Annotated in this window: 13 protein-coding genes and 2 pseudogenes; 1 reads left to right on the plus strand and 14 read right to left on the minus strand. The window is 32.3% G+C overall.

The genetic code is table 11. The annotated features are described in order from the left end of the window. The first annotated feature begins 178 nt into the window (after positions 1-178). Positions 179-532, plus strand: a complete 354-nt coding sequence (locus FD17_RS12180; RefSeq protein ID WP_057826453.1) for a hypothetical protein — start codon at positions 179-181, stop codon at positions 530-532. Here FD17_RS12180 and FD17_RS12185 read toward each other — a convergent pair. The 14 genes and pseudogenes from FD17_RS12185 to FD17_RS12250 form a co-directional block, all read right to left on the minus strand. Further along, positions 494-1,900 carry a lipopolysaccharide biosynthesis protein gene (locus tag FD17_RS12185; RefSeq protein ID WP_057826454.1) on the minus strand — a complete coding sequence of 469 codons (1,407 nt, stop codon included), beginning with the start codon at positions 1,898-1,900 and terminating at the stop codon, positions 494-496. The genes FD17_RS12180 and FD17_RS12185 overlap by 39 nt on opposite strands. Continuing rightward, positions 1,893-2,981, minus strand: a complete 1,089-nt coding sequence (locus tag FD17_RS12190; protein ID WP_057826455.1) for a polysaccharide pyruvyl transferase family protein — start codon at positions 2,979-2,981, stop codon at positions 1,893-1,895. The genes FD17_RS12185 and FD17_RS12190 overlap by 8 nt, the downstream gene beginning before the upstream one ends. A 202-nt stretch (positions 2,982-3,183) precedes the next feature. Then, positions 3,184-3,444, minus strand: a pseudogene (locus tag FD17_RS13495) (transposase); the annotation flags it as partial. A 218-nt stretch (positions 3,445-3,662) separates the two neighbouring features. Beyond that, a pseudogene (locus FD17_RS13135) lies at positions 3,663-4,731 on the minus strand (IS3 family transposase). A gap of 81 nt (positions 4,732-4,812) precedes the next feature. Further along, positions 4,813-5,856, minus strand: coding sequence for a glycosyltransferase family 2 protein (locus tag FD17_RS12205; RefSeq protein ID WP_057826457.1), 1,044 nt, complete (start codon positions 5,854-5,856; stop codon positions 4,813-4,815). A gap of 14 nt (positions 5,857-5,870) precedes the next feature. Next, on the minus strand, positions 5,871-7,076 hold the full coding sequence (locus FD17_RS12210; protein WP_057826458.1) for an EpsG family protein: 1,206 nt from the start codon (positions 7,074-7,076) through the stop codon (positions 5,871-5,873). Between the two features lie 21 nt (positions 7,077-7,097). Continuing rightward, entirely contained in the window at positions 7,098-8,177 is a 1,080-nt protein-coding gene (locus tag FD17_RS12215; RefSeq protein WP_057826459.1) for a glycosyltransferase family 4 protein, read from the minus strand. 22 nt (positions 8,178-8,199) lie between these two features. Continuing rightward, positions 8,200-9,021 carry a glycosyltransferase gene (locus FD17_RS12220; protein ID WP_057826460.1) on the minus strand — a complete coding sequence of 274 codons (822 nt, stop codon included), beginning with the start codon at positions 9,019-9,021 and terminating at the stop codon, positions 8,200-8,202. Beyond that, on the minus strand, positions 9,018-9,980 hold the full coding sequence (locus FD17_RS12225; RefSeq protein ID WP_057826461.1) for a GDP-mannose 4,6-dehydratase: 963 nt from the start codon (positions 9,978-9,980) through the stop codon (positions 9,018-9,020). Before FD17_RS12225 ends, FD17_RS12220 begins: the two co-directional genes overlap by 4 nt. Before the next feature lies 1 nt (position 9,981). After that, the gene (locus FD17_RS12230; RefSeq protein ID WP_057826462.1) at positions 9,982-10,635 is read right to left on the minus strand and encodes a sugar transferase; all 654 of its coding nucleotides are present in this window, start codon (positions 10,633-10,635) and stop codon (positions 9,982-9,984) included. A 25-nt stretch (positions 10,636-10,660) separates the two neighbouring features. Then, positions 10,661-11,431, minus strand: coding sequence for a tyrosine-protein phosphatase (locus tag FD17_RS12235; protein WP_057826463.1), 771 nt, complete (start codon positions 11,429-11,431; stop codon positions 10,661-10,663). A 23-nt stretch (positions 11,432-11,454) separates the two neighbouring features. Further along, a complete protein-coding gene (locus FD17_RS12240) occupies positions 11,455-12,216 on the minus strand; it encodes a CpsD/CapB family tyrosine-protein kinase (protein ID WP_057826464.1) in 762 nt (253 codons plus the stop codon). Between the two features lie 24 nt (positions 12,217-12,240). Next, positions 12,241-13,098, minus strand: a complete 858-nt coding sequence (locus tag FD17_RS12245) for a YveK family protein (protein ID WP_057826465.1) — start codon at positions 13,096-13,098, stop codon at positions 12,241-12,243. A gap of 29 nt (positions 13,099-13,127) precedes the next feature. Further along, positions 13,128-14,099 (minus strand): LCP family protein, encoded by a 972-nt coding sequence (locus FD17_RS12250; protein ID WP_003561311.1) that lies wholly within the window; start codon positions 14,097-14,099, stop codon positions 13,128-13,130. Between the last annotated feature and the right edge of the window lie 228 nt (positions 14,100-14,327).

A 14,327-nucleotide genomic window follows, 5' to 3' on the forward strand; every position in this document is an offset into this window, starting at 1 on the left:
GGCTTGTTCGGATTAAACTTGTAATTTGCCAAGTACAAAATAAATTTTAATAGGAAATAACATTTTTTGAATATTTCATATTACTAATATTAAATAAGCACTATAATGAAATCGGTTACTTTGTAACTCTTTGCGGTAATTCCTTATTATCTTAGTCTATTATTTGGAGGAAAATTTTATGAAGAAATGGAAATTTGTTTCAATTGTAGCTATAACTTTCTTATTATTGGATGCATCCGGAATGGTTGCAACCGCAGATATGACTAGCAACACCAGTGTCGGGGTCACACCAGGATCATTATCAATCGATAGCGTGCCAGACTTGTCCTTTACCAGTAATGTAGCTAATATTGCTAATAATGCCTCTACTACTGTTAATTTAAACGATGCTGGAGATATCCACACCACTGATGATCAAGGTGAAGGTACTAACACTAATTGGACCTTATCAGCAATGCCAAATTTCAGTATAGGAGCATTTTTTTTATTTAAATTACACTCTAACGCCACTTATTACTTTTACTATATCTAATATAATCACTTTAATCCTTCTATCTATGGATATTTGAATTATAATGCAGATAAGTACAACAATAAAAACAAAAGCCGAATTATTAACCTCATAATTAATTGCTGCGGCTATAGCAAGCAAAATATGCAACAGAACAAATTTTGCTATATTCATTTGTATCTTACCTAATTTTTTTATATGAATATATCTGTACAGGAACACACTAAAAAATGAAATTGCATTAGCAATAGCGGCTCCATAAACACCAATCCACCTAATTAAAGAAACAGTTAATAAAACGTTGACAATCGCACCTAACAAAGTACTATAGAAAACTCCAACGGTATTTTTACTTGCAGTATATAGTACACCTAAAAATCCGGATGTGATTGTATAAATTGATACCAAAAGCATAATTGGTATTAATTTCCATCCACCATAGTAATCAGTAGCCAAAAGGATTCTTATCATTGGCTTCAGGACTGACAACATACCTAATGAAAACAAAAAAATCAAACTTATAATATATTCAAATACATTAGATATGAACTCCCTGCTGTCTTTACTATCATATTCCTCAATAGCTGTCATTTGCCAAGACTGAAAGAATATGCTTGTCAAAGTTGTAACCATCGTTGGAAACCTATTAACCATGGCATAGATACCATTGGCACTTGCTCCTATAATCATAAGAATAAAAAAACGATCTGATGCAGAGTTGAGCCACCATGCAAAGGTATTAGGGATTAATGGGATACTATACACACACATTTCTCGAAATAATTTTATATCAAACCATTTAAGGCGGATTTGCTTAATGATGGGTGTAGAAATAAGAAAATATATAATTGCCGCAATTTGACCGAGAACCATAGCTTCTAAATATGAACTAATCCCCCCATGAAATATCACTAAAAATATAATGTTCGAAGCTCCCATAATAAAAGTATTAATTATTCCAGCAACTGCAAACGTTCCTACTCGCCCAATTGCTCGAACATAATTCGATATCAATCCAAAGAAAGTCGTCACAACTAATAATAATGTTGCATCCAATATAGGATATTTTGAAATAAATGGGGCCACAGCCAATCCAGTCATGAAAGCTATTATTGAAATAATAGTCGTAAATAATAAGCCTGTTGAAAAAACCCTTTTTTTATCTTCAGATTCATCCAAAGTAAATCGAAAAACGCCATCTACCATATCTAAGTAGATAAGTGGGGAAACCAATCCAATAATTGTAGTAATGAAATCTGCTTTACCAAATTGAGAAGTTGTTAGAGTATACGAATAGACAGGGATAAGAATAAACTGCATCAATTTACTTCCCAAATTACCTACTGCAAAAATTGCCGAATTCCCAATTAGCTTCTTATACCTATTCATATGTTTGAATTACCTTCTCAAAATCGCTGAAATGTTTATTGGCTTCATCTTTCAATGCAATTAATGTCCTATCATCTATTAATGTATATTTAATATTCTTGTTTTCATTTATGTTAGTTAATTTAGCATAACTTTGTTGAGGAAAGAATGATTTAATTACGTTTTCCGTTTTTTTACTATAGCTAACTACAAATGTTGGCTTTTTGAAAACCCATCCTAGAATCATTGAATGATATCTTGTAGCAAAAATTTTTTTTGATCCGCTAATAATTTTTAAAGATTTGTATATATTACTATGCTCCACTATTCGGATATTCTTACTAACGCCTATCAATCTATCCTTGATTTCTCGAGCTTTCTTTTTATCACCTTCATGATTACAAAATGACATTAATACAACTTCATTGCCTCTGCTTATTTCCTTCTTCACTTGGTTACAAACAAATTGGGTATACATTTTATCAACATAAGAGCCAAACCTTTTTGTATTAATAACAGAAAACAGCACATAACCCGCTTTATAATTATTTTGGACAGGGAGGTTAAACACAATATCAGGAAAATAGTTTACATCCCCACAATTCTTAAATAAGTTATATGAGTATTCATCTCTAAATGATATTGATTCAATGGACTTAAAAAAATGCTGGTACTTTATTAGTTGTTTGTGAGAAGAATACGGGCCAAAGTTGCTCCCAATGACTAGATAATGTTTCACACGTTTCGCAATTATCATTCTGACTAAATAATCCACATTTAAAGAACCATTAGATGGTAACATAAAAATAGAGCCACCTAATTCTAAATATACAGGGTATCCTTTGGCAATCTGGATTAACTTGTCATATTCTGATCCTTTTAAGGGATAATTAACTTTGACACTGACCTTATTAATTACACGGTCAATCAAAGAATCCCGTTTATTTATTAAGTTAACATTACTAATTCCCTTAAAGACAGAAAAATTTTTCCTTGTAGTATATATATCGAATTGCACCTTCGGGAACTTTTTAGAAATTATGTATAAAAATAGATCGTCCCCTAAATTAGTTTCCCAATAACCATTAATGAATATATGCATTATTATAACCTCTACTATCTATTATATATATTTTTTTAACTGAAAACAGCATCATCAATCATGCTGTTTTCCAATTTAAATACTTTAATTAGCTGACGTATTTATTCATGTTAATAATCCAAAACACTTTCCCCTGTTTATAAAACATAATTTAACTTATTATTGTAGACATTTGCCAATAATACTAGGGCCTGTCTGAAAACTATTTAATCCAAGTTAAAATAGTGGTCATGTATATCGATTCCAAAAAGACATGCGCTAATTTATCATAACGCGTGGCGATACGTCGATAATTCTTGAGCTGGTTAAAATAATTTTCGATCAAATGGCGTTCGAAATAAACATAATAGTCACACGGTCATGGCTGCTGGGCATTACTTTTCGGCGAAATTGTATATTGGCCACTTTTGGCTTCAATATATTGACGTAACGCAATTGTTCCATAAGCTTTATCAGCGATCATTGGCTTAGATTACTACCTTGTCCAAATACTACAAGTTTATAGGGAATTTTTATCAACCAATTCAATAATTGTTATCAATTTTCTCAAATTCGCCTCATGACAAAATTGCCTGCCATTAAATTAAATCATTCGCAATATGCTCCTTATAAACGTGCCATTGTTAATGCTTTGACCTTAAAATCAAATTGCGCCTACGTCAAGTTTTGGTACTAAAAGAATTAGCCGTTTATCCTAATTCTTTCGGTGTTATACCAGTTAATGTAATTTTCAACTCTGAGGACTAAGTCCTCAAAACTAGTAAAACGTATTTGGAAAATAAATTCTCGTTTAAGTAGCGAATGGAAAGCTTCGAGCGGACCGTTATCATATGGATAACCTTGTTTGGAATATGAATGCCTAATCAGGTGTCGCTTTAACAGTCCTTCATAAGCAATACTGGTGTATTGTGAACCCATATCAGAGTGCAAAAAGGTTGGCTTAGAAGCCCTGCTCAAGGCTTGCAACAATGTCTTAATAATCAGTTTCGATGCCATCTCCTTGCCAATGTTGAAAGCGATGATTTGCTTACTAGCTTAGTCAAAGATGGTACTTAGATAAACCCAAGTGCCTGGTCTTAGTTCTAGGTAGGTTATGTCAGCACGCCAAATAGTTCCAATTGGATGGTTCTTAATCAAGTTAGGCCGTTGAGAATAATCTACATGAGTGCCTGGCTTCTTAAAACGCCGCCCCATTAGTGATCGAATGCCTAACTCCTGCATTAATCGGTAGACACGATTGGGCCAATGACTACACCAAGTCTTCTCATGGCAATTGTGATCCGAGAGTACCCATAGGCTTTATAATTATTTTTCCAAATTTCAAAGATCTGGCTTTTTAAAATCGTATCTTGTTTATCATGACGACTTATCTGATAGTATTTCCAATGATAATACGTACTTTTAGAAAGCCCTAAGGCTTTCAAGATTATCCAGAGGCGGTGTTTACATAATTGTTCGTTGATAAAGTCTATGGCTTTAACTTTGCCTAATGCCTTCCTAGTAACACCGCCGCTGCTTTTAAAATTTCATTTTCTTCCTTTAACTGCTGGTTTTCTTTCTGTAGTTGCTTGAAGGCTTCAACACTCGTTACGCCACCGTCAGGTAGTTCAACTAATTTGGCCCGCTTGATCCAATGACTGATGATGGTTGGATGAGCCCCATATTCACTGGCTAAGGATTTCTTTGAACGATTTTCATTTTGATAAAGCTTAACGATATTGTTTTTAAATTCATCTGAATAATATTTCATAAAAACCCCTATTCTAATTTTTATCATTATGACACAAAATCTAATGATTTTGGTACCAAATTTCAGTATAGGAGCAAATAATTAAACTTGTACTGAAGAACTAGACAAACTAATTTTAAAATGTTTCAAACATTTCAAAATTTTAACACTTGGTATAATTATATTATTAGGAAAAGTCATAATTATTTTAATAAATATTATTTGATCCTTCGTAAAATTATAATTAAGCATCTTCCCCAATTCAGGATCCATCAAATCTTTCTTAATAGTCCGAATATCACTTAGAAAATCATCTTTATAATTAGTTTTAACACTATCTTGTCTCAATATATTAGTCATTGCCAATCGAACATTCCAATACTCACCAATTAACCTTCTTTCTTTATAATCTAAACCATCTAATAAATTTACAACTTCAAGTATATAGTTTTCAAATAACGCATTATTCAATTTCATATTGGGGAAATAATGATGCATAAGTGAATCTCTATTTTGAATATATTCATATACCTTATTTTTTAATAATTGAACTTTTTTACTATGTAGCAAAACATGACAGTTGAAGATTAAGTCCTCACCATTAAATATATCTGTAGGAAATAATATCTTATTTTCAATTAAAAATTTTCTTTTAAATAATTTGGCGTAAGGACCAGAGGGATATTCACTTGTCTTAAGACTCTTTGTATTAACTTGGAGCACGCTTAAGATCATATTTTTTAACATGTTTTTCCCACTATAAATAACCATATCATGATCATTAGAAACATTAATTGATGTAGAAATAACGTCTAAACTTGGTCTTAGTTTCGCCTGTTCTATCATTTTAGAATATGCCTCTGGATAAATTCGGTCATCGTCATCTATAAATGTGATATAATCTCCCTGAGCAGTTAGCATCCCCATATTTCTTGATGCCCCAACCCCATTATGATTATTGAAGATGATTTTAACTTGCTTGTTTTTCTTCTCGACTGTTTTAAGAAAGTTTTTAGAAGCATCCACTGAACCATCATCTATAATAATGATCTCCTTTTTACACATTGCTATAGAAGCAATACTTTCAACTATTTTTTCTACTCTTTCGGTACAATTAAAGGTCGGAATGATTACACTGAGTAGCATTTTGGCACTTCCTTTTAATAGACTGGAATATTAGTAAAGAAATGAAACAGATTAGATATGCACAACTGGAAAAATGGAGATATAAACACCATCCTTTTAACATTAGCATAACAAATAACAATGCCAATACATATAGTCACAATACACATTGAGAAAATTAAATATCTTATGTTTAACCTAATTTTGGATATATATCTAGCCACATAAATTAATGCTAAGAAAGTAGTCACTAATATGTATCTGTTAAAAATCATTGACGTAAATATCAATGCAAATTGTACAAGTGACATAAATAAGAGCATTCTTCCAAATTGTGATAATCTATATTCCCTAGATAATTGGCTGAATACAATTAATGCCATAATTAACACTAGAATTGTCAGCAATCTTTCTAAGAATATAAATAAAAGCCCATTAGCAGAATGCTGCATAAAATCACTTGAATAGGTGTTTGTCATATTCATAATTTGAAAGATTGGATTGCCACTCCCCAACGACGAGTTAGAATCAGTAACGAACCTGAGATAAATAGCAAGTAGCAACATTGGAAATAGTATTTTGGAAATTGAAATTTTTTTAATACATGCTACGTAAATAGCTAAAATAGAAGCTAAAATAATACCAGGGTGAAAAATCATTGGAATTAAAAACATCCATACATATCTTCGATTTTGAACTTTTTCAAAATATTCATATACGATAAGTCCAAATAAAGAACATGCTAAAGACCATCGCATAGTGCTTGCTGTATTTAAAAAATTATATAAAAGCGGCAAGGGCAAACTCAAAAATAGAGCTGTAGATCCACTTATTTTACATCGTTCTTTTAAGTCAACAAAGGGAAAAAATAATGAAAATAGACAAATCACCGTATTAATATAAGGTAGTAAATTAAAGTATGCTGTTTTTGAAACCAGCATTTCTAAGGCTATGAAACCGATACTTGATGATTGATATCCAATTAATCCATTATTTTGTGAAAGCATTGAAAATTCCTGCCAATTTGAAATTGAACGCAGTTGGCCAAGTATTTGAAAATATCTATATGCATCATCCGCCACTGAGGGAATATAGACCAACACTAATAAACTAAACGTCAGCACCGCCCATAATAATAACCAATACGTCTTTCTCCCTCGCATGAGAAAAGATAATGCTAAAATTGCAAAGCTGGCAGGGATTGGTAGAAAGATATACAGCGCAATCAGTACTAATATCATCAAACTTTCCCCCAAACTTAATTATTTCAAATTCCCTTTTACGGCTTTAACATATAATTCTTGATATTTTTTTGACATCACTTCATCACTAAATATTATTTTAGCTTCTCTATATATTTTTTTTTCTTTATTAACTAACTTAATTACATTCCCAAAGGAATTCACAAAGTTATCAGTATCATTATTTTTAAATAGTTCACCAAATGATCCTTGGTGAATAATTTCTTTATGGCTTCTAATATCCGAAAGTAATAGTGGTTTGCCAAAAGACAATGCCTCAAGAGCTGCCATGGGTAAGCCTTCTGAACGGGACGCAGAGGCTACGATATCTGCTTTCTGAAAAAAAGGAACGGTATTTTTTTTAAATCCAGTAAATACTATATTGGGATATTTTCTATATTTTTCCTTTAAAGCTTTAAATTCTGGACCGTCACCTACCACTTTTAAAGTTACTTTATAATTAACAATTTGCAAAACAGATCTAATTAAAAAATCAACATTTTTAAGTTTAGATACCGATCCAACATAAACGATATTAATTTTTTCCCCTTTCAAGCCACCATTAATCGTTATAGCATTGTTAAAAGAAACACCATTTCTTATGGATAATGGAGTAAGGTTTGTTCTTTCCTTTAAATCCATACTCACTGATTCTGAGCAAGAAATATCTATTAGTTTTCTAAATAAAAAGCAATGAAGTCTAGCTAAAAGATTCCCCTTGCATTTTCCGAATGTCATCGGATAATCTTCAAAGGGATTATTATGAATTGTCGAAATATTCACCACATTTTTACGTTTAAAAAGAACATTAACCATATCTGGAAGTATGCCATGAGAATGAATAATTAATTTTTGGGGATCATCATTTAAAATCATTCTAATCTTTTTAATCCCATCGATCATACTTCTTTCACTATAAACTTTAATGTCAATATCTTGAAAATCGCAAATTATGGAATCAAGTCCTTCTGGTTTAAAAGTAACAATGATTGGATCAAAAATGCTCCTATTTAAGTTTTCTACAATGTGAAATAAAACATTCACCGGTCCACAACGCTTAAGAGAACGTATTAAATACACAATCTTTATTCTATTATTCATTAACAGTTTTCTCCATATACAATCAATGACGCAAAATCCTATTATACAAAAACGCCCGCATCTTTTTAGGAATTATGATGTTAAACATCATGATAGTGTCAGAGATAATTTTTTCCTTTCGATTTATAATTCCCAGTTTTTTAGAATTACTTTTTAATTTAATATATCTTTGAAAATACTTGATTCCCCCACGCCGTTCATACATTCCATCACCCACTCTAACCAAAACAAGATCATCTGGTAAATTATGAAAGGCATACCCTCTCACTATCATTCTGTTCCAAAGGTCATAATCTTCAAAGCCACCAATATTTTGATAATTTCCAGCTTCCCTGATTGCTTTTACTTTAATCATTACTGTGACATGATTAAAGGGGTTACGCCATTTTATAAATTCAGAAATTTGTTTGCTATCAACTGGAACCAATCGCCGACTAAGTATTTTGCAATAATCATTTTTAAATTCACAAATTTGTCCGCCTAATAAAACAGTCTCAGGATGTTTTTTCAAATAATTAATTTGTAGCTCAAACCTATTTGGTAAGTTAATATCATCGGCATCCATTCTAGCTAACCATTCTGTTGAAACATATTGGGAACCCTTTCTTAAAGCATATCCCAGTCCATGATTTACGGGAAATATTAAACTAATAATATTTCTATTTTTAAATGCAAAATCATTAATGACCTTAGAAAGTGATAGCGGAATTGGGCCATCCTGAACTAAAATAATTTCCTTTGGGCAAATAGACTGATTGTACACACTATTTAGAGCCATTCTAAGAAATCCTGGATTATCATTTTTATAAACAGACATCAACAATGAAAAATTAGAAGATATCATCCTTTTTGCCTCTTACTATTAAGCATATCCCAATATTTTTTAAGCCCGTATGTTATAGAATATCTGGGTGAAAAGCCTAATTGTTTAATTTTGCTTACATCAGCATAAGAATCCCTTATATCTCCTTTTCTCTCATTCTTATAAGCAAGAGTGATTTTCTTACCCGAAATTTTTTCAAAAATTTTCAGCACTTTATTAAGGCTTGTTGGAATTTCTGTTGCAACATTATACACTTCATGGTTTGCTATGGGATTTGCAGAAAGAAGTTCTAGGGCTGAAACAACATCACTAATATAGGTGAAATCTCTAGTCTGTTTTCCATCGCCAAATATAGTAAATATGCTATCGTTCATTAATGAATGGCTAATTAATGAAAGTACTCCAGAATATGGAGACTTAGGATTTTGTTTGGGCCCGTAAACGTTAAAAAAACGAGTTGCTACGGTAGGTATATGATAGAGCTTACCATAGTCGATTACAAACCTCTCACTAGCAAATTTATCAATTGCATATGGAGAAATTGGATCAATTGCCGAAGATTCACACTTGGGAAGTTCCGGATTATTTCCATACACGGCAGCAGAAGATGAAAACAAAATTTTTTTAACTGGAAGTTTATTAACACGAACCATTTCCATAACATTAATATTTGCATCTTGATTTATCTTATGAGTTTCACATGGACGAGATATTGTGTCTGCTACACTAGCCACCGCTGCTAATAAAAAAATATAATCGAAATTCCATTTCACTAATAATTTACTCATAAAGTTTGTATCTGTAATTGAGTGTTTAAAAAAATGCAATTGTGTTGATTTAGGAAGATTTTCAATTTTTCCCATTGAAAGATCATCAACAACAACAATCTCGTTATTTTCTATCAAATGATCTGCTAAATTAGATCCAATAAATCCTGCACCGCCAGTTATTAATATACGACTATTTTTAATACTTACCATGCTATCGAGCGCCTTCTCCTGAAAAAATAATTTTTATCGTACTTATAAATATTTTCACATCAATCCAAAAACTCAAATGATTAATATAATAACAATCTAATTTAGCCTTTTGGCCAGGATCAATATCATATCCCCCGTTAATTTGAGCATATCCACTTAATCCTGGCTTAATTCTTAAACGCTTTTCAAAGCCTGGATATTTATGTGAAAATTCTTCAGTAAAATTAGGTCTTTCTGGACGTGGCCCGATAAGGCTCAAGTCCCCCTTTAAAACACTGAAAAGTTGTGGCAATTCATCAATCCTTGTTCTTCTAATAATTTTTCCAACCCTAGTTACTCTAGGATCATTTTTTTGAGCCCATTGCGCCCCATTCTTTTCTGCATCCATATACATAGATCGAAATTTAGTAATTACTATTTTTCTTCCCATTAGTCCTACACGAACTTGTTTATAAAAAATTGGACCATGTGATTCACATTTCACTGCCACTACAGTCACCATAACTATGGGAAAGGTTAAAATTATTAGCATTAAAGAAAACAATATATCAAGTATTCTTTTAATAGGCAAATATAATGAATCCACTTTAGGCCCAATATTTTCCTTATAAAAATCTTTGAAATATATATTATTTTTATCATGAGTACTTTGCAAAGCTGTTTTTCACCCCTGTAAATTATTATTTAAAATATCGCCAAAAAAACTGTCCCTTCAATTTATTAATATTATTAATCGCAACTTCATCTCCATTAATAATATTTTTCGCATTATTCTTAAATCTTTTTGTATATGGAACTCCATATTCATGCGTAAGTTTTTTAAAAGCATTATTCATTTCATATTTACGATTAGGTAAATCATGAGCATCTGAAGCAAAAATATTTGCCTGTCCAGTCTGAATTAATTGTTTACTAAATTTCTGAACTTTGTGGCCAAAAGTTCCAACATAACTGCCAGCTGTTATTTGAGAAAGGCAACCCTTATTTAACAAATCATACAAAATGTCTGGTTGTTTCATAATTTTGGTATTACGTTCTGGATGAACAATGATTGGTATAATTCCTCGTTGCATAAGTTCATAGATCATATTACTGGTATAACTTGGGACATCATCATCCGGAAATTCTAACATTAGGTATCGTCCCCCCTCATCAGCAAATAAAATATCATCTTGATCAAGAGCGGTTAATAAATCGCCATTTATTCTAACTTCCTGCCCAGGGAAAACTTTGAGTGGAATTTTGTGTCTATCAAGCTCCACTTGAAAATCTTGTGTTTGCTGAATAACTGCTTTTTTGTGATTAAGATAAACACCATTCATATGGTGAGGTGTTAGTAATGCATAATCGATGCCATCTCTTACTGCATCATTAGCTAATTTCAAAGAAATATCCATACTTTTAGACCCGTCATCCACCCCTGGGAGCAAGTGACAATGCAAATCAATCATTTTATAATCATATCCCTTGGTAACTATTTACTCTTGTTATCATATCCATAACCGTACCCATAGCCGTACCCATAGCCATACCCATAACCATACCCATAACCATTCTTAGGTGCAACGTCATTTAATACATAACCTAATAGATTGGCTTTAACCATTTTTAAGAGCTCAATTGAGCGCTTTATAGCCAATTTTTGTGCTAATCCTTGGCGCACTACCAGCACTACCCCATCAGCCTGAGCTGCAATAATTTGCGTATCAGTAACTGATAGTAGTGGCGGAACATCTAAAATAATCACATCATAGATTTTCTTAAAATAAGAAATTAATTCTTTCATCCGATTAGACGCCAACAGGTCTGATGGATTAGGTGGAATGGGACCACTAGTGATCACAGATAAATTATCAATCTCCGTTTTTTGCACTACTGAATTGAAATCTATATCAGTGGATAAAGCCGTGGATAGGCCATTGGTATTTAATAAACCAAATGTCGTATGTAAAGTTGGACGTCGCAAGTCTGAATCAATAAATAGAACCTTCTGCCCTTGCTGAGCCCAAATGACCGCCAAGTTAGCGGAAACAGTTGATTTTCCCTCGCTAACTGCCGAAGAAGTAAAAATAATTGTTTTTAATTTTTGATTAACTGCTGAAAAATTAATATTTGTCCTAACTGTACGAAATTGTTCAGAAACAATATCTTTAGGATCAACATCAGTAATTAACTTCACACCGTTTCTTAAAGTATCAGTGGAAATTTTTTTCTGTTTACGACGAAAAATATTCATAATTTTCTCCTACATAATTAAAATTTAAACTCTACGATGCTTTGATTTGAGATGCTCGCCATGTCGTTCATCAGCAAAACGTGAACCGCGTATTTTACGAATTTCTGCTATGTGACCTAGATTAGTCAATCTTAACTCATTGGTTAAAAATTCATCATCTTTAATTGTTGTATCTGTTAATTCTCTAATGAACGCATAGCCAAGACCAACCAGCAAACCAACTACTGCCCCAGCTAGAAGAATTATTGAAGTCTTGGGAAACGACTTCTGTTTTACAGGCGTCGCTTCAGAGACAATTGTGACATTATTAATACTCATAATTCGACGAATCTTTTGCTTGAAAACCTTCGCAACTGTATTAGCGATTGCGGCTGACTTTTGTGGATCATCACTCTCCACGTTTAAAGTAAAGACCTGTGAGTTTTGTTGATTAGTAACAGAAATAGCTCCCTGTAATTGTTTAACGCTCACATCATAAGGAGTCCCTGTTGATTTAACAACAGCTGGCCGTGATGCTTTAATTAAGTGACGATGACCATTTGCTGAAACATGGTATCGAGCCTTTCGTGCTGAACGAATTACTTTGACAGGATTAGCTAATCGCTCACTAGCTGTTTTCAAAACCAATTGGTTTGTAATGATATCCTTATAAGTACTGATCATTTGAACATCAGCTTGCTGATCCTGAAAAGCTGCCCCTGGAACTGAAGTATCTTTTTTTTGATTAACCAAAATTTGAGCAGTCGAAGTAAACTGGGGTGTAATAACAAACTTCTCTAAACCAACAGCAATAATTAAACAAAGGATAAAACTAATTATGATAAAGATAATATGTTTACGAATAATCCCTAATATTTGGCGAAGGTCCAAATAATTTTCCATGCTGTCCTCCAAAAAATTTATATATAGAATTAATAACGCGTCAATCCTAAATTATTTCGAATAATATTTGATGATTTTATCAATTCAGATTTTGAAACCACTTCAAAATCTTGGCCACCAATTTCCTTACCTACTCCTTGAACATGATCAGAAACAACATGGTTACCAGCTTTACGATAGTTTATTGATAAACCAAACATTTGAGAACGATTCAAATCAGTTTGAGCTTGGTTAGAAATTGTTTTTAAAAAACTGCTAGACAGGAAAGTCCTATACGAAAACGATTTTTTTAATAGGCCTGTTAAAATCAACCGTTGACGTAATTGTCGTCCATAATCACCTTGGGGATCACTGTACCGCATACGGGAAAACTTTAATGCATCATTCCCGTATAAATGATACTTCTTTCCCTTAACAAAATGGTCTCCTAAATATGTAAAAGTAAGTGGTGAAACTACAGTAACTCCGCCAACTTGGTTGATAGCTTTTTTTAGCCCTCCCATATTAACTAAAACATAGTAATCAATCGGGACTTTTAAATATTTCTGAACCGTATCGATAGATTCTTTAGTACCACCATAAGTGTAAGCAGCATTAATTTTAGCGGGAGAATACTCCGAATACCCAGATAAATTAACTTTCATGTCGCGTGGCAAACTCATCATAACAGTTTTCTGTTTTTGAGGATTAATTGACATAATAATCATCGTATCAGTTCTCCCCTTATACGTGCGACCAAGAGCGCCTGTATCAGTTCCTAAAAGTAAAATAGAAATAGGGCGTTTATTATCAATTAACTTGCCAGCGTTTCGTTCTTTATGAGCATTCGCTTTTTTGTAAACAATAGTGGTTGCCCTATAAATATTACGATAGGCAATTCCAGCAACACCTACCCCTAAAATCAATAACAATAATAGAAACAACCAAAATATTTTTTTGAATTTATATTGATTATGTTTTCTATGATTATGCAAATTCTTTTTAACAGGCACTTTCTTCATACGCTCCTAACTTAACCAAAGCTTAAAATTATAAATACAGCCCTAATTTTTACATTTATTTAATAAATAGTCAATTGTCATTATATAACTAAACATTTCATTATTTCTGTCTACTAATTAACTACAAATTTTTAAAATGGGAATGGCTTTAATACAAAAATAATGCTAACACCCAGATAATAATAAACGTTTTAATGTGGCAAATTACAAGTTTAATCCGAACAAGCC

Source organism: Lentilactobacillus sunkii DSM 19904 (assembly GCF_001435575.1).
Taxonomy (GTDB): Bacteria; Bacillota; Bacilli; order Lactobacillales; family Lactobacillaceae; genus Lentilactobacillus; species Lentilactobacillus sunkii.

Coding starts and splice junctions, on each gene's coding strand:
- FD17_RS12180 (WP_057826453.1), top strand. CDS start 179: ATGAAGAAATGGAAATTTGTTTCAATTGTAGCTATAACTTTCTTATTA.
- FD17_RS12185 (WP_057826454.1), bottom strand. CDS start 1,900: ATGAATAGGTATAAGAAGCTAATTGGGAATTCGGCAATTTTTGCAGTA.
- FD17_RS12190 (WP_057826455.1), bottom strand. CDS start 2,981: ATGCATATATTCATTAATGGTTATTGGGAAACTAATTTAGGGGACGAT.
- FD17_RS12205 (WP_057826457.1), bottom strand. CDS start 5,856: ATGCTACTCAGTGTAATCATTCCGACCTTTAATTGTACCGAAAGAGTA.
- FD17_RS12210 (WP_057826458.1), bottom strand. CDS start 7,076: ATGATATTAGTACTGATTGCGCTGTATATCTTTCTACCAATCCCTGCC.
- FD17_RS12215 (WP_057826459.1), bottom strand. CDS start 8,177: ATGAATAATAGAATAAAGATTGTGTATTTAATACGTTCTCTTAAGCGT.
- FD17_RS12220 (WP_057826460.1), bottom strand. CDS start 9,021: ATGATATCTTCTAATTTTTCATTGTTGATGTCTGTTTATAAAAATGAT.
- FD17_RS12225 (WP_057826461.1), bottom strand. CDS start 9,980: ATGGTAAGTATTAAAAATAGTCGTATATTAATAACTGGCGGTGCAGGA.
- FD17_RS12235 (WP_057826463.1), bottom strand. CDS start 11,431: ATGATTGATTTGCATTGTCACTTGCTCCCAGGGGTGGATGACGGGTCT.
- FD17_RS12240 (WP_057826464.1), bottom strand. CDS start 12,216: ATGAATATTTTTCGTCGTAAACAGAAAAAAATTTCCACTGATACTTTA.
- FD17_RS12245 (WP_057826465.1), bottom strand. CDS start 13,098: ATGGAAAATTATTTGGACCTTCGCCAAATATTAGGGATTATTCGTAAA.
- FD17_RS12250 (WP_003561311.1), bottom strand. CDS start 14,099: ATGAAGAAAGTGCCTGTTAAAAAGAATTTGCATAATCATAGAAAACAT.